The following is an 18071-nucleotide window of genomic DNA, read 5'->3' on the forward strand; positions in this document are numbered from 1 at the left end:
GGGGCTCACTTCGTGGAGGGCTGGCAGATTGGGGGACAGGGTACGCGGCCGGGAGGCGGGTCGTACCGGCGCTGCGCAAAGCGGGTCTCGGAGGTTGGTCACAACGGCCGTCCCGGCCGGTGAACTGCGATGCTGGAGTCATGAGCTACAGCACGGCTGACTCCTTTCGGCCCGTCACCCTCGACGACGTGCGCGGCGCACAGAAGATGCTCTCGGGTGTGGCGCGGGTGACCGCGATGGAGACCAGCAGGTACCTGTCCCGCGCGGTGGGCTCACCGGTCCACCTCAAGTGCGAGAACCTCCAGCGGACGGGCTCGTTCAAGCTGCGCGGCGCGTACGTGCGGATCGCCGGCCTGCTGCCCGAGGAGCGCGCCGCCGGTGTCGTCGCCGCGAGCGCCGGCAACCACGCGCAGGGCGTCGCCCTGGCCTCCTCCCTGCTCGGCGTGCGCTCCACGGTGTTCATGCCGAAGGGCGCCCCGCTGCCCAAGGTCAGCGCGACCCGCGAGTACGGGGCCGAGGTGCGGCTGCACGGCCAGGTGGTCGACGAGACGCTGGCCGCGGCGCAGGAGTACGCGGCCGAGACGGGCGCGGTGTTCATCCACCCCTTCGACCACCCGGACATCATCGCGGGCCAGGGCACGGTGGGCCTGGAGATCCTGGAGCAGTGCCCCGAGGCGAGCACGATCGTGGTCGGCGTCGGCGGCGGCGGTCTCGCCGCCGGGATCGCGGTGGCGGTGAAGGCCCTGCGGCCGGACGTGCGGATCGTCGGTGTCCAGGCGACGGGCGCTGCCGCCTATCCGCCCTCCCTGGCGGCGGGGCGGCCGGTCACGGTGGAGAACCCGGCGACGATGGCCGACGGCATCAAGGTCGGGCGGCCGGGCGACGTGCCGTTCGGGATCATCGGCGAGCTGGTCGACGAGGTGCGCACGGTCGGTGAGGACGAGCTGTCCGCCGCGCTGCTGCTCTGCCTGGAGCGGGCCAAGCTGGTCGTGGAGCCCGCCGGGGCGAGCCCGGTCGCGGCGCTGCTGAGCGAGCCCGGCGCCTTCGAGGGCCCGGTCGTCGCGGTGCTCTCCGGCGGCAACGTCGACCCGGTGCTGATGCAGCGCGTGCTGCGGCACGGCATGGCCGCGCAGGGCCGCTACCTGGCCGTCCGGCTGCGCCTGACGGACCGGCCCGGTGCTCTGGCCACACTTCTGGGCGTGTTGTCAGTGGTCGACGCTAACGTCCTCGATGTGAGCCACGTGCGAACCGACCCGCGGCTCGGGCTCACGGAGGCGGAGGTCGAGCTGCACCTGGAGACGAAGGGCCCGGCGCACTGCGTCGAGGTGGGCCAGGCGCTGCGCGAGGCGGGCTACACGGTCATCGACTGACGGGGTCCGCCCCGGCCCGGCTGCCCGGTCAAGATCGCCTTTCGCCTTCCGTAGCGCACGCGGGAAAACTCGTTGAGGGACGCGATACATCGCGTTATGGTGTGTCTGTGAGCAACCTCACCGGACATCTGTCCGGTCATCCCCGAAGACGTGGAGATGTGTATGCCAGGCGCCATTTACGCCGAGGGTCTGGTCAAGACCTTCGGTGACGTCAGGGCCTTGGACGGCGTCGACCTCGACGTGCCCGAGGGCACGGTCCTGGGCCTGCTCGGGCCGAACGGCGCGGGCAAGACGACCACCGTCCGCTGCCTGACCACCCTGCTGCGGCCCGACAGCGGACGGGCCGTCGTCGCGGGCATCGACGTGCTGAAGCAGCCCGACGCGGTCCGCCGCTCCATCGGCCTGTCCGGCCAGTTCGCGGCGGTCGACGAATACCTCACCGGCCGGGAGAACCTCCAGATGGTCGGCCAGCTCTACCAGATGAAGGCCAAGGCGGCGAAGGAGCGCGCGGCCGAGCTGCTGGAGCAGTTCCACCTCACGGACGCCGCCGACCGCCCCACCAAGACGTACTCGGGCGGCATGCGCCGCCGCCTCGACCTCGCCGCGGCCCTCGTCGTCTCGCCCCCCGTGATGTTCATGGACGAGCCCACGACCGGCCTCGACCCGCGCAACCGCCAGCAGTTGTGGGAGGTCATCAAGCAACTGGTCTCCGGCGGTACGACCCTGCTGCTGACCACGCAGTACCTGGAGGAGGCCGACCACCTGGCGCACGACATCGCGGTGGTCGACCACGGCAGGGTCATCGCCCAGGGCACCTCGGACCAGCTCAAGGCCCGCACCGGCGGCGAGCGCGTCGAGGTCGTCGTCCACCAGGGCGAGCGCATCCCGGCCGCCGCCGAGGTCCTGGCCGGCTTCGGCAAGGGCGAGGTCACGGTCGAGGACCACATGCGCAAGCTCACGGTGCCCGTGACCGGCGGTGCCAAGCTCCTGGCGGAGGTCATCCGGGAGCTGGACACCCGCGGCATCGAGATCGACGACATCGGCCTGCGCCGGCCGACCCTCGACGACGTCTTCCTGTCCCTGACGGGACACGTGGCCGAGGCCAAGGGCGAGGAGAGCGACAAGGAGGCCACCCAGTGAGCGCCATCAGCGATTCCGCGGTCATCGCCCGCAGGAATCTGATCCGCATGGGCCGGATCCCCGAGATGATCATCTTCGGGCTGTTCCAGCCGATCATGTTCGTGGTCCTGTTCACCTACGTGTTCGGCGGCTCGATCCAGGTCGGCTCGTCCAGCTCGACCCAGGCCTACCGCGAGTTCCTGATGGCCGGCATCTTCGCCCAGACCGTCACGTTCGCCACCGCGGGCGCGGGTGCGGGTATCGCCGACGACATGCACAAGGGCCTCATCGACCGGTTCCGCTCGCTGCCGATGGCGCGGGGCGCGGTGCTCACCGGCCGGACCATCGCCGACCTGGTGCAGACGGCGCTCACCCTGGTCGTCCTGGCGGTCGTGGCGGTGATCGTCGGCTGGCGCACGCACGAGAACTTCGGCAAGGTGCTCGCCGGCTTCGGCCTGCTGCTGCTCTTCGGCTACGCGTTCTCGTGGATCGGCGCGCTCATCGGCCTGTCCGTGCGCACGCCGGAAGCGGCGACCTCGGGTGGTCTGATATGGCTCTTCCCGCTGACCTTCATCTCGAACGCGTTCGTGGACGCCAACCAGATGCCGTCGTTCCTGCGGCACGTCGCGGAGTGGAACCCGTTCAGCGCGGTGGTGCAGGCGTGCCGCGAGCTGTTCGGCAACCTCCCGCCGGGCTTCAAGACGCCTGACGCCTGGCCGATGCAGCACCCCGTGTGGGCCTCGCTGATCTGGTCGGTCGTGATCATCGCGGTCTTCCGGACGCTCGCGGTCCGCAAGTACCGCCGGGCCACCGGCTGACGGCTCCGGCCCGGGACCCGGTCCGCCGGGCGACGGCATGACGATGCCCCCGGCGCCGCTGCGGTGCCGGGGGCAGGTCCAGGTCCGATGGGGGCGGCTCAGCCCTCGTACGGCTCGGCCTTGAGGATCTTCACCGAGGCCTTCTTGCCGTTGGGCAGCTCGTACTGCGCGTCCTCGCCGACCTTGTGGCCGATCACGCCGGTGCCCAGCGGGGACTGCGGCGAGTACGTCTCGATGTCGGAGCTCGCGTACTCGCGCGAGGCGAGCAGGAACGTCAGCGTGTCGTCCTCGTCGCCGTCGAACGCGATCGTGACGACCATGCCGGGGGCCACCGCGCCGTCCGCCGCGGGCGCCTCACCGACCTTGGCGCTCTCGAGGAGCTGGGTGAGCTGGCGCACACGCAGTTCCTGCTTGCCCTGCTCCTCCTTGGCCGCGTGGTACCCGCCGTTCTCACGCAGGTCGCCCTCCTCGCGCGCCGCGGCGATCTTCGCGGAGATCTCCGCCCGCGCGGGACCAGTAAGGTACTCAAGCTCAGCCTTGAGCTTGTTGTACGCCTCCTGGGTCAGCCAGGTGACGTTCTCGCTGGTCTGGGTCACAGGTGCTCCTCGTAGGTACTGGGAATACAAAGCATCGCCCTACCCAGAAGCATGTTCCTTCACGGATGGGCGAAACCACGAGCCTAACAATTCAGGGGCCCGAGGGGGAGGACATAAGCCACCAGATTCGCGTCAACGCAGCTCAGAGGCTACGTATTGCGGGTGACGCGCGGCGGCCCTCAGTCGGCGTGGCACCCCAGCAGCTCGGCGGTCGTCCCCGGAGAGGTCGTACGGAGCGTGACGACCTGGTCGACGCGTGTGTCGTCCCCGTCGAAGCGGAAGTCCGCCCGGCCCACCTCGGCCCCGTCCTCCGCCTGCGAGCGCACGGTGCAGTAGCCGTCGGTACCGGCGTCCTTGCGGACCTCCAGATGCACCCGCACGGACTCCTTGCCCGGCTCGAAGCTGATCACCTCGGCGCTGATCTTGTTCTGTCCGACGTAGTGGTAGCCGAACCAGCCGATCAGTCCCAGCAGCGCCACCGCGAGGACGGCGCCGACGACCTTGAGCGTGCGGTCGGCGCGCTCGTCCGAGGTACGGCCGTAGCGGCCCTCGGGCGGTCGCGTACTCGCCGTCGTCATGATCGTCCTCCAGACAGGGCCGGGACGAATGTCCCGAAAGGGGCCCCGGGACCCGGTCCCGGAATTATTCGCCCCCCGATTCGGTCACTATAGAAGCCGCTGATTGCGCCGACGCACACAGGGCGCCGACTTACTGAGGATTGAGTCTTGACTGACCAGTTGCGACTGATGGCCGTTCACGCCCACCCCGACGACGAGTCGAGCAAGGGCGCGGCGACCATGGCGAAGTACGTGTCCGAGGGGGTGGACGTGCTGGTCGTGACCTGCACGGGCGGGGAGCGCGGCTCCATCCTCAACCCCAAGTTGCAGGGCGACGCGTACATCGAGGAGCACATCCACGAGGTACGCAAGAAGGAGATGGACGAGGCCCGGGAGATCCTCGGCGTCAAGCAGGAGTGGCTCGGCTTCGTCGACTCGGGACTGCCCGAGGGCGACCCGCTGCCCCCGCTGCCGGAGGGCTGCTTCGCCCTGGAGGACGTCGACCACGCGGCCGGCGAGCTGGTGCGCAAGATCCGCTCGTTCCGCCCGCAGGTGATCACCACCTACGACGAGAACGGCGGCTACCCGCACCCCGACCACATCATGACCCACAAGATCACGATGGTGGCGTTCGAGGGGGCGGCGGACACCGGGAAGTACCCGGAGACCGAGTACGGCCCCGCCTACCAGCCGCAGAAGCTCTACTACAACCAGGGCTTCAACCGCCCGCGCACCGAGGCCCTGCACCAGGCGATGCTCGACCGCGGCCTGGAGTCCCCCTACGGGGACTGGCTCAAGCGCTGGGAGGAGTTCGGGATGAAGCAGCGCACGCTGACCACGTACATCCCGTGCGCCGAGTTCTTCGAGATCCGCGACAAGGCCCTGATCGCGCACGCCACCCAGATCGACCCCGACGGCGGCTGGTTCAAGGTCCCGATGGAGATCCAGAAGGAGGTCTGGCCGACCGAGGAGTACGAGCTGGCGAAGTCCCTCGTCGATACCTCCCTCCCCGAGGACGACCTCTTTGCGGGCATCCGCGACAATGCCTGACATGAGCGCAAGCGCAAGCCTGGCAATGACGCACCTCGTCTCCTTCGCCAAGGAGGTCGACGAGGACAAGGTCACCCCCGGCGTCCTCGGCTTCATCGTCTTCGCGGTGATGGCGGTGGCGGTGTGGGCCCTGATGAAGTCGATGAACCGGCACATGAGCAGGGTGGACTTCACGCAGGTCCCGGACCCGAGGGCCGGGGACGGCGAGCAGGCCGGGACGGACGCGGGGACGACGGCCGCGGACACCGAGGCCTCCTCCGGCACCTCCGGCCAGGCGAAGAAGCAGGGCTGACGCCCCCGCCCCGAGGGGCGGCACACACCCGTCGGTGGTCTCCGAACCGCCGACGGGTGTCCTCGCGTCCCCGCCACCAGCGCCCGGGCCGGGGGTTACGCCGTGGTCTCCACCGCCACCCCCATCACCTCCCGCGCGTGCCGGCTGGGCGTCATGCCCAGCCCCCAGGCCTGCCAGCCCGCCTCCAGGCTCACGCCGCGCTCCAGCAGCAGCGCCCAGGCGTCGACGCAGTCGTCGAGCTTCTCGTCGCGCAGCGGGTGGCCCGCGCGGGCCAGCTCGGCGAGTTCCTGCTGGGCCACCGCCGTGCCGACCTCCACACCGCCGGGGGCGGCGTAGGGCAGGAGGGTGCAGCGCAGGAAGCGGGCCCAGTCCTCGCCCCTGCGGTCGCCGTAGGACGTGAACAGCCCGACGGCCTCGTCGCACAGCGCGAGCGCCTGCTGCAGGCGGGCGTTGCCCGCGTCCACGACGGCCAGTTCCAGGCCGGTCCACGCCTCGCCGTGGGCGACGCCGATGCGCCGGAAGTCGGCGCGGGCGTCCACCAGGAGCTGGCGGGCGAAGCCCGAGTTGCGCAGGGAACCCGTCTGCGCCGCGCGCTGGTCGCGGGTGACCCGGGCCGAGTGGTGTCGGGCGCAGGCCAGGCCGTAGACGTCCCGCATGCGGGAGAACATCGTGCGGGACCGTTCCAGTTCGCGGACCGCCTGGTCCAGGTTGCCGGTCTCCTCCAGGGCCTGGCCCAGGTAGTACAGCGTCCAGGCCTCGCCGCGCGCGTCCTCGTTGTCCCGGTGCCGGGCCGCCGCGCCGCGCAGCTCCTCCACGGCCGGGGACGCGTCGCCGGCCACCAGCAGGGCCCGCGCCAGCTGGGTCAGCGCCCAGGCCTCGCCGCGGGCGTCGCGGGTGCGGCCGTACAGCTCCAGGGCCGCGCGCAGCTCGGACTCGGCGCGCGGGACGTCGCCCCGGCGCAGGCTCAGCTGGCCGAGGTGGAAGTGCGCCCAGGCCTGGCCGTGCACCGACTCGCCCGCGCGGTGCAGGACCAGCGACTCGGTCAGCAGCTCCAAAGCCTCGCCCAGCCGGGCCCGGTCCCGCTCCACCGCCGCCAGGGCGTGCATCGTCCACGCCCGGTCCGTCGCCAGCTCGGGCGACGACTGCAGCGCCAGGGCCTCGCGGAGCTTCGCCGACGCCTCGGTCAGGTTGCCCTGGTGGTGCAGCGTGATGCCGAGCGAGCACAGGGCGCGGGCCGCCCCGGCGTCGTGGTGGGCCTCCCGGTAGAGGTCGACGACCGAGGAGAGGGTCGTGCGGGCCTTGTCCAGCTCGCCCAGCTGCCGGGCCGCGATGCCGGTACGCCACTGCACCGAGCGGACCAGCAGGCCCTCGTCCACGGCCTGGGCGAGTTCGCTGATCTCGCCCAGGCGGTAGAGGTCGCCGCGCAGCAGGCAGTAGTCGCACAGGGCGCCCAGCAGGTTCAGCACCGCCGCCCGGTTCACGCCCTCCGCGTGCCGCAGGGCCGTCGTGATGAAGCTCGACTCGTCGTCCAGCCAGCGCAGCGCCTCGTCGAGGGAGGGGAAACCGTACGGGCTGAAGCGGTTGGTGCGGGTCGACATGTTGCCATCGACCATGCGCAGCACCGAGTCGGCCAGCTCGGCGTAGTTCACGATCAGCCGCTCCTGCGCCGCCGCGCGCTCGGCCGGGTCCTCCTCGTCGAGGAGACGGGCCTGGGCGAACGAACGCACCAGGTCGTGCAGGCGGTAGCGGTCGCCGCGGACGTGGTCGATCAGACCGGCACGGGTCAGGGTCCGCAGGTGGCGGACGGCCTCCGCCTCGTCGGTGGCCAGCAGCGCGGCGGCCGCCGCGGCGCCGAGCGAGGCCCGGCCGGCCAGGGCCAGCCGGCGCAGCAGCCGCCGTACGGGTTCCGGCTGGTCGGTGTAGCGCAGCCACAGGGCGCGCTCCACCGGCTCGACCGGGCCGTACGCGCCCAGGTCCGTGACCAGGGCGCGCGGGGAGCGCGGGCCGAGGCAGGACCCGGCGATGCGCAGCGCCAGCGGCAGCCCGCCGCACAGCTCACGGACCCGCTCGGCGGACTCGGCGTCGTACGGCCCGGAGCGGTCCTGCGCCGTCGCGCCCAGCAGTTCCTCCGCCCCGGCCGCGTCCAGCGGCTCCACCGCCAGCTGGTGCACCCGCGCGGGCAGGCCGGCCGGCTCCAGCGGGGCCCGGGCGGTCACCAGCACCAGGCTGTCGGACCGCTCCGGTACCAGGGCGCGGATCTGCCCGGTGTCCGAGGCGTCGTCCAGGACGACCGTGACGGGCAGGCCGGTCAGATGCTGGTGGTAGAGCTCGCTCAGCCGCTTGACCTGCTGGTCGGGGGCGGAGCGTTCGCGGAACAGCAGCTGCTCGCGGGGCGCGCCGAGCCGGTTGAGCAGGTGCAGCAGGGCGTCGCGGGTGGACAGCGGGGACTCGCCCGGGCTGTCGGCGCGCAGGTCGACGACGCAGGCGCCGCGGAAGTGGTCCCGCAGCTCGTGCGTGGCACGCACCGCGAGCGCCGTGCGGCCGCTGCCGGGCGTGCCGTGCAGGACGACCACCGTGGGCCGGGTCTCCGTGCTCGCGCGGGCGGCCTGGACCCACTGCCGGATCCGCGCCAGCTCCTCGCGCCGCCCCGCGAACGGCTTGGCCGGTTCCGGCAGCTGCGCGAAGGACTGCTCCAGCACGCTGCGTCCGCGCGCCGCGGCGCTCTTGTCGGCGCCGCGCAGCCGCGGCCCGGTCTTGTTCCGCCCCGTGGAGGCGGTCAGGACGCGCTGCTGGTCCAGGAACGGACGGATGCCCCGCACCTCCAGCGCCGTCAGCCACTGCAGCCGCAGCTGCTCCGGACCGCCCGGCTGGCCGGCCGCCCCGGCACGGTGGTGCGCGGCCGGCAGGTGTGAGCCGGCCACCTTCACGACCGTCGCGGCGGCGCCCGCCACACCCACCGTCACGCCGGCGCCCAGGGCCGTGCCCGTGCCGGTGCCGAGGGCCAGGTCGGCGACGACGGCCGCGACCGCGGCGACCCCGGCCACCAGCAGCGGCGTCCCGGCGCCCTCCCGGGCGTAGCGCTGGGCGAAGGTCTGCTGCCCGGCGGCCGCCTCGTCCAGGGCGCGGGTGTAGGCCTCGTACTCCTCGGCCGCGCTCAGCGCCATCGCGTCGAGCGCCCCGCGCGCCCGCGCCAGCAGCACCTTCCCGTCACTGCGCCCGCCCGAACGGCGCACCTCCTCCTCCACGGCCCGCGCCAACAGCCGCTCTGCCTCCGCCCGATGACTGTCCCGCATCTCACGTCCCCCTCCGGCGGCAACGGCGGTCCCGGTCCTCATCGGCCGTTGCCCGCGCGTCGTCTCGGTCGTTTGCTCGGTCAAGTGTGCGGCGCACGGCGCACCGGGGCGAGGGGGCGTGCCCGGGCCGATGGTGTGCGGACCCGGGGCCGTTGGCGTGGGGCGCGCCCGGCGGCCGTGCGGCGGAAGCGGCGCCCGCGCGACGCCTGACGCGTGCGGAGCGGGGTACTGCGGCAGGATGGGAACCATGCCGAACCGACTGGCGCACGAGACGTCCCCCTACCTCCTCCAGCACGCCGACAACCCCGTCGACTGGTGGCCCTGGTCGGCCGAGGCCTTCGAGGAGGCCCGCAGGCGGAACGTGCCCGTGCTGCTCAGCGTCGGCTACAGCAGCTGTCACTGGTGTCACGTCATGGCTCACGAGTCCTTCGAGGACCAGGAGACCGCCGAGTACCTCAACGCGCACTACGTCAGCGTGAAGGTCGACCGCGAGGAGCGGCCGGACGTCGACGCCGTGTACATGGAGGCGGTCCAGGCGGCGACCGGGCACGGCGGCTGGCCCATGACCGTGTTCCTCACCCCGGACGCCGAGCCGTTCTACTTCGGCACGTACTTCCCGCCCGCGCCCCGCCAGGGCATGCCCTCCTTCCGGCAGGTGCTCCAGGGTGTGCGGCAGGCCTGGGAGGAGCGGCGGGACGAGGTCACCGAGGTCGCCGGGAAGATCGTCCGGGACCTGGCCGGCCGGGAGATCTCCTACGGCGACGCGCAGACCCCCGGCGAGCAGGAGCTCGCGCAGGCCCTGCTCGCGCTCACCCGCGAGTACGACCCGCAGCGCGGCGGTTTCGGCGGGGCGCCGAAGTTCCCGCCGTCGATGGTGCTGGAGTTCCTGCTGCGCCACCACGCCCGCACCGGCGCCGAGGGCGCCCTGCAGATGGCGGCCGACACCTGCGAGCGGATGGCCCGGGGCGGCATCTACGACCAGCTCGGCGGCGGTTTCGCCCGCTACTCGGTGGACCGCGACTGGGTCGTGCCGCACTTCGAGAAGATGCTGTACGACAACGCCCTGCTGTGCCGCGTCTACGCCCACCTATGGCGTGCCACCGGCTCCGGACTCGCCCGCCGGGTAGCCCTGGAGACGGCCGACTTCATGGTGCGCGAACTGCGCACGGCCGAGGGCGGGTTCGCCTCCGCCCTGGACGCCGACAGCGACGACGGCACCGGCAGGCACGTCGAGGGCGCGTACTACGTGTGGACGCCCGCGCAGCTGCGGGAGGTGCTCGGGGAGCAGGACGCCGAGCCGGCCGCGCGGTACTTCGGGGTCACCGAGGAGGGCACCTTCGAGCACGGCCAGTCCGTCCTCCAACTGCCTCTGGAAGACGGCCTGTTCGACGCCGCGAAGATCGCCTCCATCAGGGAGCGCCTGCTGGAGGCCCGGTCGCAGCGGCCCGCGCCGGGCCGGGACGACAAGGTCGTCGCCGCCTGGAACGGCCTGGCGATCGCGGCGCTGGCCGAGACGGGCGCCTACTTCGACCGGCCCGACCTCGTGGAGGCGGCCCGGGCCGCCGCCGATCTCCTCGTCCGGCTGCACCTGGACGAGCAGGCCCGTCTGACCCGCACCAGCAAGGACGGTCACGCCGGTGCCAACGCCGGTGTCCTGGAGGACTACGCGGACGTGGCCGAGGGCTTCCTCGCGCTCGCGTCGGTCACCGGGGAGGGGGTGTGGCTGGAGTTCGCCGGGCTCCTGCTCGACCACGTCCTGGCCCGGTTCACCGACCCGGAATCCGGCGCGATGTTCGACACCGCGGCCGACGCCGAGCGGCTGATCCGCCGCCCGCAGGACCCGACCGACAACGCCGCCCCGTCCGGCTGGACCGCGGCGGCCGGTGCCCTGCTGAGCTACGCCGCGCACACCGGCTCCGAGCCGCACCGCACCGCCGCGCAGCGCGCCCTCGGCGTCGTCAAGGCGCTCGGGCCGCGCGTGCCCCGCTTCATCGGCTGGGGGCTCGCCGTCGCCGAGGCCGTCCTGGACGGGCCGCGCGAGGTCGCGATCGTGGGACCGTCGCCCGACGACGAGGGCACGAGGTCCCTGCACCGCACGGCGCTCCTGGGCACGGCGCCCGGCGCGGTGGTCGCCGTCGGCGCCCCGGGAAGCGACGAGTTCCCGCTGCTCAGCGACCGTCCGCTGGTCGGCGGTGAACCGGCGGCGTACGTCTGCCGTAACTTCACGTGTGACGCGCCGACCACGGAGGTTGAGCGGTTGCGTGCGGTGCTGGGCGACTGAAGTCGGGAATCAACGGAAACAAGCTCTTTATCTGAACAGCCCCCAGGCTTCACAGTTCCCCCCTAATCTCTGCACAGTGACGTGACGGGAGGGGCCGCACCGGCACACCGTCACGACCGGGGGCTTCTGGATCTGGGGGGATCTGTTTGCTGACGTCTGTCTTCATCGCTGCCGTGTCACTGGCCCTGTTCTGGATGGCGGCGTTCACGCTGTGGTGGCAGATGCACGCCTGGCGCACGCCGGAAGTGCTCGCCTCCACACGGTTCAGCAGTCCGGACGGGGACGAGCACGTTGCCTTCTCGCTGCTGCTGCCCGCCCGGCACGAACAGGCGGTGCTGGACCACACGATCCAGCGCCTGCTGGAGTCGAGCCACACCGACTTCGAGATCATCGTGATCGTCGGGCACGACGACCCGGAGACCACCGCCGTGGCCGAGCAGGCCGCCGCGCGTGACCCCCGGGTCCGTGTCGTCGTCGACACGCACGAGAAGAAGAACAAGCCGAAGGCCATGAACACGGCCCTGCCGCACTGCCGCGGCGACGTGGTCGGCGTCTTCGACGCGGAGGACCAGGTCCACCCCGAGCTTCTCGCGCACGTCGACCACGCCTTCCGCACCACCGGCGCCGACGTCGTGCAGGGCGGGGTGCAGCTGATCAACTTCCACTCCAGCTGGTACAGCCTGCGCAACTGCCTGGAGTACTTCTTCTGGTTCCGCTCGCGGCTGCACCTGCACGCACAGAAAGGTTTCATTCCGCTCGGAGGCAACACCGTCTTCGTCCGCACCGACGTCCTGCGGCAGGCGGACGGCTGGGACCCGGACTGCCTCGCCGAGGACTGCGACCTGGGGGTGCGCCTGTCCAGCGTCGGCAAGAAGGTCGTCGTCGCCTACGACTCCGACATGGTGACCCGGGAGGAGACCCCGGGCTCGCTGATGTCGCTGCTGAAGCAGCGCACCCGCTGGAACCAGGGCTTCCTCCAGGTCTACCGGAAGAAGGACTGGAAGCAGCTGCCCACCCTCGGGCAGCGCCTCCTCGCCCGCTACACCCTGATGACGCCGTTCATGCAGGCCTTCACCGGCCTGATCATCCCGCTCAACGTGGCGATCGCGCTGTTCCTGGACGTGCCCGTCGGCATCGCCTTCATCACCTTCCTGCCGGCCGTCACCGCCCTGGTCACCTTCGTCTTCGAGATCGTCGGACTGCACGACTTCGGCAAGCAGTACGGGCTGCGCGTGCGGTTCGCGCACTACCTGAAGCTGATCGTGGGCGGCCCCTTCTACCAGGTGCTGCTCGCCGGCGCGGCCGTGCGCGCCGTCTGGCGCGAGCAGCGCGGCCGCAACGACTGGGAGCTGACGACCCACGTCGGCGCCCACCTCGGCGAGAGCGCCGTGACCCGGCAGGACGTTCCGGTGACCCGGCAGGACGCTCCCGTGACCCGAGAGGACGTTCCCGCGTGACCTCCACCCTTCCCGCGGTGACCGCCCCGAAGGTCCCCGCGCAGCGCACACCCGTGTCCGGCACCGGTACGCACCGGCGGCCGCAACCGCCGAGCCGGCTGCGCTCCTCGCGCCCCGACCTGCTCCTGTGCGGTGTCCTGCTCCTGGCGATCCTCGTCGTGCAGGGCTGGAACATCGCCGACTACCCCGCCCTCAGCGACGACGAGGGCACCTACCTCGCCCAGGCCTGGTCGGTGCAGCAGGGCAACGGCCTGGCCCACTACACCTACTGGTACGACCACCCGCCGCTGGGCTGGATCCAGATCGCCGTGCTGACCTGGATACCCGCGCTGATCAGCCCCGAGTCGATGACGGTCGGCACCATGCGCGCCGCGATGCTGGTGATCAGCGGCATCAGCGCCGTCCTGGTCTACGTGCTGGGCCGCCGGCTCGCCCTGCCCCGCTGGGCCGCGGCGCTCGGCATGGTCTTCTTCGGCCTGTCACCGCTGTCGGTCGTCCTCCAGCGGGAGATCTTCCTCGACAACCTCGCGGTGATGTGGACGCTGCTGGCCTTCACGCTGGCCGCCTCCCCGAGCCGCCACCTGTGGCACCACTTCGGCGCGGGCATCGCGGCCGCCACGGCCGTCCTCACCAAGGAGACGATGCTCGTCGTCCTGCCCGCCCTGTTCCTCACCATGTGGCGGCACAGCCACCGCGACACCCGGAAGTTCGCCCTCACCGGCGCCGTCACGGCGTGCGCCCTGATCGGCTTCTCCTACCCCCTGTTCGCCCTGCTCAAGGGCGAGCTGCTGCCGGGCAGCGGACACGTCTCCCTCTGGGACGGCGTCAAGTACCAGATGACCCGCCCGGGTTCCGGCTTCATCCTGGACCAGGGCTCCGGCTCCTGGAACGTGCTGCAGTCGTGGCTCTACTACGACAGGATCCTGCCCCTCGGCGGCCTCGCGGGCGCCCTGCTGCTCCTGGTCACCTGGCGCTGGTCGGTCACCGCCCGGGCCCTGGCGGGACCGGCCCTGGCCGTCGCGATCCTCGCCGCGCTGGCGCTGCGCCCGAACGGCTACCTGCCCGCGATGTACGTCATCCAGGCCCTGCCGTTCCTCGCGCTGGTCCTCGCCGGAGGCACCGCCTCCGTCGCCCACGCGGTGCTCAGCCGCTGGCGTTCCGAGGCGGAGAAGCGCTACGTCAGCACGGGCCGGTACGCGCTCGCCACGGTCCTCGCCCTGGCCGCCGGCGCCTACGTCCTGCCGCACTGGTACGACGGCGCCCGCACGGCCGTCACCACCGACGCCAACGCCCCCTACCGGGCCGCCTCGAAGTGGCTCGCGACCGAGGTCGAGCACCCGGAGCGCACCCGGGTGCTGGTCGACGACGCGCTCTGGCTGGACCTGGTGCACCAGGGCTACCGGCCCGGGCTCGGCGTCATCTGGTTCTACAAGGCCGACCTGGACCCCGCGGTGACGAAGACGATGCCGCGCGGCTGGAAGGACCTGGACTACGTCGTCGCCTCGCCGACCGTGCGGCGCGACGCGGCCGACCTGCCCAACGTCAGGGCCGCCATGGAGCACTCCGAACCGGTCGCCACCTTCGGCACCGGCGAGGACCGCATCGAGATCCGCCAGATCCAGAGCACCGCCGGAGGCGCGCGATGAGCCAGGAGTCCACCGTCCCCGGCGAGGTCGTCGAGGCCGCCGAGATCCCCGAACCGGGCGCCGTCACCATCGTCGTACCCACGTTCAACGAGTCGGCGAACGTGCGGCAGTTGCTGCGCCAGGTCACCGAGGCCGTGCCGGCCCGGCTGCCCTGCGAGGTCCTCTTCGTGGACGACTCCACCGACGACACGCCCGCGGTGATCGAGGAGGCGGCGCAGGACTGCCCCTTCCCGGTGACCGTGCTGCACCGGGAGGAGCCGGTGGGCGGGCTCGGGGGCGCGGTCGTCGAGGGGCTGAAGGCGGCCACGTCCGACTGGATCGTCGTCATGGACGGCGACTGCCAGCACCCGCCGTCCCTCGTGCCCGACCTGGTCGCGACCGGCGAACGCGCGGGCGCCGGGCTGGTCGTCGCCTCCCGGTACATCAAGGGCGGCAGCCGGGCCGGTCTCGCGGGCAGCTACCGGGTGGCCGTCTCGCGCGGCGCGACCTGGCTGACCAAGGCGCTCTTCCCGCGCCGGCTACACGGCATCAGCGACCCGATGAGCGGCTTCTTCGCGATCCGCCGCAGCGCGGTCACCGCCGAGGTCCTCCAGCCGCTCGGCTACAAGATCCTCCTCGAACTCGCCGTCCGCAGCCGCCCCCGCGCGGTCACCGAGGTGCCGTTCGTCTTCCGGGACCGGTTCGCGGGGGAGTCCAAGTCCACCGCGCAGGAGGGCCTGCGCTTCCTGCGCCACCTCGCCGGGCTGCGGGCCGCCTCACCGGTCGCGCGGATGGTCGGCTTCGGCCTGATCGGACTGACCGGCTTCGTGCCGAACCTGCTCGGCCTGTGGGCGCTGACCGCGCTCGGCATGCACTACGTACCGGCGGAGGTCCTCGCCAACCAGCTCGGCGTCGCCTGGAACTTCGTGCTCATCGAGCACCTGCTGTTCCGTGAGCGGCGCCGGCACCGGCGCTGGTGGGACCGGGCCGGGCGGTTCGCGCTGCTCGCCAACGCCGACCTGGTGCTGCGCATCCCGCTGATTGCCCTGTTCGTGCACCAGCTGCACCTGGGCGTGCTGTCCGCCACCGCGCTCGCGCTGGTGACGACGTTCGTCCTGCGCTTCGTGGCGACCGAAGCGCTGGTCTACCTGCCGCGCCGGGCCCGTGAGGAGTCCGTGCGCGGCGGCCGCACCGCAAGGAGAGCCGTGTGAACCCTCGTCGCAGAACGACCGCACTGCTGTCCGTGGCGGGCCTCACCGCGAGCCTGCTGCTGACCGCGCCCCAGCCCGCCTCCGCCGCCAACCTCATCAAGAACCCCGGCTTCGAGACCGCCGGCACCGGCGACATGCCGTACTGCTGGGAGAAGTCCGGCTGGGGCGACAACGACTTCACCTTCACCACCACCGCCGACGCGCACACCGGCTCCAAGGCCATGAAGGTCGAGCTGACCCGCCGCGTCGACGGCGACCGCAAGGCGCTGATCACCGAGTCCGCCGCCTGCGCCCCGGTGGTCACGCCGGGCAAGCAGTACGACCTCGGACTCTGGTACAAGACGACCACGCCCGACGCGGCGATCACGCTGTTCCGGCACGACACCACGGCCGGCTGGCAGTACTGGACCGACCTCAAGACGCTGGACCTGGCGGGTGACTGGACGGAGGCGACGGTCCGCACCCCCGAGGTCCCGGCCGGCACCGACCGCATCTCCTGGGGCGTCTCCGTCTACGGCACCGGCTCCGCCACCACCGACGACTACACGATGGACCAGGTCCCCGACCCGGTCCTCCCCCCGGAGTGCACGGGCACCGCCGAGCAGTGCGCGAACGGCACGTGGGACGTGCTGCCCACCCAGAACCCGGTCCGCTCGATGCACTCGGTGGTCCTGCACAACGGCAAGGTGCTGCTGATCGCGGGCTCCGGCAACGACGAGTCGATGTTCGAGGCGGGCACCTTCACCTCCGCCGTCTACGACCCGGCGAACGGCTCCTACAAGGTCATCCCCACGCCGGAGGACATGTTCTGCGCCGGGCACGTCCAGCTCCAGGACGGCCGCGTGCTGGTCATGTCCGGCAACAAGGGCTACCCGACGGCGGACGGCCGGATCGGCTACCAGGGCTACAAGGACTCGTACGTCTTCGACCCGGAGACCGAGACCTACAGCAGGACCAACGACATGAACGACGGCCACTGGTACCCGTCGGCCACGATCCTCGGCAACGGCGACGTCATCTCCTTCGGCGGCCTGCGCGAGGACTCCACCGGCTCGGTCACCGCCGAGCTGTTCTCCGAGGCCGAGCAGCAGTGGCAGCCGCTGTGGAAGGTCAACCAGACCTGGTCGTACTGGGGCCTGTACCCGTCGATGATCCTGATGCAGGACGGCCGCCTCTTCTACTCCGGCAGCCACGTCTTCGGCAACAACATCCCCGGCACCGGCTCGGCGATCTACGACTACGGCGCCAACACGATCACCCAGGTGCCGGGCCTGCAGAGCAAGGACGAGCGCGACCAGTCGGCCAGCGTGCTGCTGCCCCCGGCGCAGGACCAGAAGGTCCTCACCCTCGGCGGCGGCAACATCGACTCCAACCCCGAGGCCAACCGCCTGACCGACATCATCGACCTCAAGCAGCCGAACCCGTCGTACGTGGCCGGGCCGCCGATCCCGCAGGGCACGGTCGACCTGGGCAACGGGCCCGTCCCGCAGACCGGGAACCAGGGCAAGATGTACGTCTCCGCCGTGCTGCTGCCCGACGGCAAGGTGCTGGAGACGGGCGGCGCCCTGCACAACCGCGCCAACCCGGTCTACGAGACGTCGATCTTCGACCCGGCGACGGAGACCTTCGACCCGGTGGCCGTCGACCCCGAGGCGCGCGGCTACCACTCCTCGGCGTTCCTGCTGCCCGACGGCCGCGTGATGACCACCGGCGACAACCCGGGCAACGGCTCCTGGAACCACGACGTGTCGGTCTACAGCCCGCCCTACCTGTTCAAGGGGCCGCGTCCGCAGATCACGTCGGTCATCGACACCGAGTGGAACTACGGCGACACCCAGCGCATCACCGTCGACCGGCCCATCGCCAAGGCCGAGCTGATCCGCCCGGCCGCCGTCACGCACTCCTCCGACCCGAACCAGCGGTTCGTGGACCTGCCGCTGTCGGTCGACGGCAACAACATCGACCTCAATGTGACGAGCAACCCCAACCTGGCCCCGCCCGGTTGGTACATGCTCTTCGCGGTCGACGCCAACGGCGTGCCGTCGGTGGCGAAGTGGGTGCACCTCCAGGGTCCGCAGGCCCTGAAGGCGACGGATGCCTCGGCCCACGTCCACGACTTCGCGGACGCGCCGAAGGGCAAGGTCACCGGGCCCGGCAAGAAGCGCGCGGCGCAGAAGGTCAGCCCCACGGTCTCCGGCTGCGACCGGCACTACGGCTCGATCAACGTGTGCGTGCCGACGCACTTCCCGGCGGAGGTGAGGAAGACGACGGCCGCCCGCTGCGCGTGGCTGAAGGCGAACGACTACGGCCGTCTGAAGGTCAACGGCAAGGACGACCCGCTGGGCCTGGACCGCAACCGGGACGGGCTCGCCTGCGGCAAGCAGGACCTGAGAAGGAGCTAG

At 71.7% G+C, this 18071-nt stretch carries 13 protein-coding genes; 10 read left to right on the forward strand and 3 right to left on the reverse strand.

The features are described from left to right. Positions 1–140: 140 nt before the first annotated feature. The 3 genes from ilvA to AC07DA_RS14560 all read left to right on the forward strand — a co-directional run bounded on the left by ilvA (position 141) and on the right by AC07DA_RS14560 (position 3307). Positions 141–1370, forward strand: coding sequence for a threonine ammonia-lyase (gene ilvA / locus AC07DA_RS14550; protein ID WP_479127943.1), 1230 nt, complete (start codon positions 141–143; stop codon positions 1368–1370). Between the two features lie 162 nt (positions 1371–1532). Continuing rightward, a complete protein-coding gene (locus AC07DA_RS14555) occupies positions 1533–2510 on the forward strand; it encodes an ATP-binding cassette domain-containing protein (protein ID WP_479127945.1) in 978 nt (325 codons plus the stop codon). After that, complete coding sequence (locus AC07DA_RS14560) at positions 2507–3307, forward strand: ABC transporter permease (protein WP_479127947.1); 801 nt, start codon at positions 2507–2509, stop codon at positions 3305–3307. Before AC07DA_RS14555 ends, AC07DA_RS14560 begins: the two co-directional genes overlap by 4 nt. Before the next feature lie 98 nt (positions 3308–3405). On the opposite strand, the gene greA is transcribed toward AC07DA_RS14560, so the two are convergent. Continuing rightward, positions 3406–3903: a transcription elongation factor GreA gene (gene greA, locus AC07DA_RS14565; protein ID WP_311679916.1), complete on the reverse strand. Its 498-nt coding sequence runs from the start codon at positions 3901–3903 to the stop codon at positions 3406–3408. Between the two features lie 179 nt (positions 3904–4082). Continuing rightward, on the reverse strand, positions 4083–4481 hold the full coding sequence (locus AC07DA_RS14570) for a DUF4307 domain-containing protein (RefSeq protein WP_479127950.1): 399 nt from the start codon (positions 4479–4481) through the stop codon (positions 4083–4085). A gap of 147 nt (positions 4482–4628) precedes the next feature. Between AC07DA_RS14570 and mca the strand changes: the two genes are divergently transcribed. Together mca and AC07DA_RS14580 are read left to right on the forward strand one after the other, a co-directional pair. Beyond that, the gene (mca, locus tag AC07DA_RS14575; protein WP_479127952.1) at positions 4629–5510 is read left to right on the forward strand and encodes a mycothiol conjugate amidase Mca; all 882 of its coding nucleotides are present in this window, start codon (positions 4629–4631) and stop codon (positions 5508–5510) included. Continuing rightward, positions 5503–5802, forward strand: coding sequence for a hypothetical protein (locus AC07DA_RS14580; RefSeq protein WP_479127954.1), 300 nt, complete (start codon positions 5503–5505; stop codon positions 5800–5802). The genes mca and AC07DA_RS14580 overlap by 8 nt, the downstream gene beginning before the upstream one ends. Positions 5803–5897: 95 nt before the next feature. On the opposite strand, the gene AC07DA_RS14585 is transcribed toward AC07DA_RS14580, so the two are convergent. Then, positions 5898–9095 (reverse strand): tetratricopeptide repeat protein, encoded by a 3198-nt coding sequence (locus AC07DA_RS14585; RefSeq protein WP_479127956.1) that lies wholly within the window; start codon positions 9093–9095, stop codon positions 5898–5900. A 247-nt stretch (positions 9096–9342) separates the two neighbouring features. Here AC07DA_RS14585 and AC07DA_RS14590 point away from each other — a divergent pair, with 247 nt between their 5' ends. The 5 genes from AC07DA_RS14590 (at position 9343) to AC07DA_RS14610 (ending at position 18071) form a co-directional block, all read left to right on the forward strand. After that, complete coding sequence (locus AC07DA_RS14590) at positions 9343–11376, forward strand: thioredoxin domain-containing protein (protein ID WP_479127958.1); 2034 nt, start codon at positions 9343–9345, stop codon at positions 11374–11376. A gap of 146 nt (positions 11377–11522) precedes the next feature. Then, on the forward strand, positions 11523–12833 hold the full coding sequence (locus AC07DA_RS14595) for a glycosyltransferase (protein WP_479127960.1): 1311 nt from the start codon (positions 11523–11525) through the stop codon (positions 12831–12833). Then, positions 12830–14479: an ArnT family glycosyltransferase gene (locus AC07DA_RS14600; protein ID WP_479127962.1), complete on the forward strand. Its 1650-nt coding sequence runs from the start codon at positions 12830–12832 to the stop codon at positions 14477–14479. The genes AC07DA_RS14595 and AC07DA_RS14600 overlap by 4 nt, the downstream gene beginning before the upstream one ends. Next, positions 14476–15669, forward strand: coding sequence for a glycosyltransferase (locus AC07DA_RS14605; protein WP_479127964.1), 1194 nt, complete (start codon positions 14476–14478; stop codon positions 15667–15669). Before AC07DA_RS14600 ends, AC07DA_RS14605 begins: the two co-directional genes overlap by 4 nt. Next, positions 15666–18071 carry a galactose oxidase-like domain-containing protein gene (locus tag AC07DA_RS14610; protein WP_479127966.1) on the forward strand — a complete coding sequence of 802 codons (2406 nt, stop codon included), beginning with the start codon at positions 15666–15668 and terminating at the stop codon, positions 18069–18071. The genes AC07DA_RS14605 and AC07DA_RS14610 overlap by 4 nt, the downstream gene beginning before the upstream one ends.

Source organism: Streptomyces sp. NPDC044921, assembly GCF_056432865.1.

Coding starts and splice junctions, on each gene's coding strand:
- AC07DA_RS14605 (WP_479127964.1), top strand. CDS start 14,476: ATGAGCCAGGAGTCCACCGTCCCCGGCGAGGTCGTCGAGGCCGCCGAG.
- ilvA (WP_479127943.1), top strand. CDS start 141: ATGAGCTACAGCACGGCTGACTCCTTTCGGCCCGTCACCCTCGACGAC.
- AC07DA_RS14570 (WP_479127950.1), bottom strand. CDS start 4,481: ATGACGACGGCGAGTACGCGACCGCCCGAGGGCCGCTACGGCCGTACC.
- AC07DA_RS14590 (WP_479127958.1), top strand. CDS start 9,343: ATGCCGAACCGACTGGCGCACGAGACGTCCCCCTACCTCCTCCAGCAC.
- AC07DA_RS14580 (WP_479127954.1), top strand. CDS start 5,503: ATGCCTGACATGAGCGCAAGCGCAAGCCTGGCAATGACGCACCTCGTC.
- AC07DA_RS14585 (WP_479127956.1), bottom strand. CDS start 9,095: ATGCGGGACAGTCATCGGGCGGAGGCAGAGCGGCTGTTGGCGCGGGCC.
- AC07DA_RS14555 (WP_479127945.1), top strand. CDS start 1,533: ATGCCAGGCGCCATTTACGCCGAGGGTCTGGTCAAGACCTTCGGTGAC.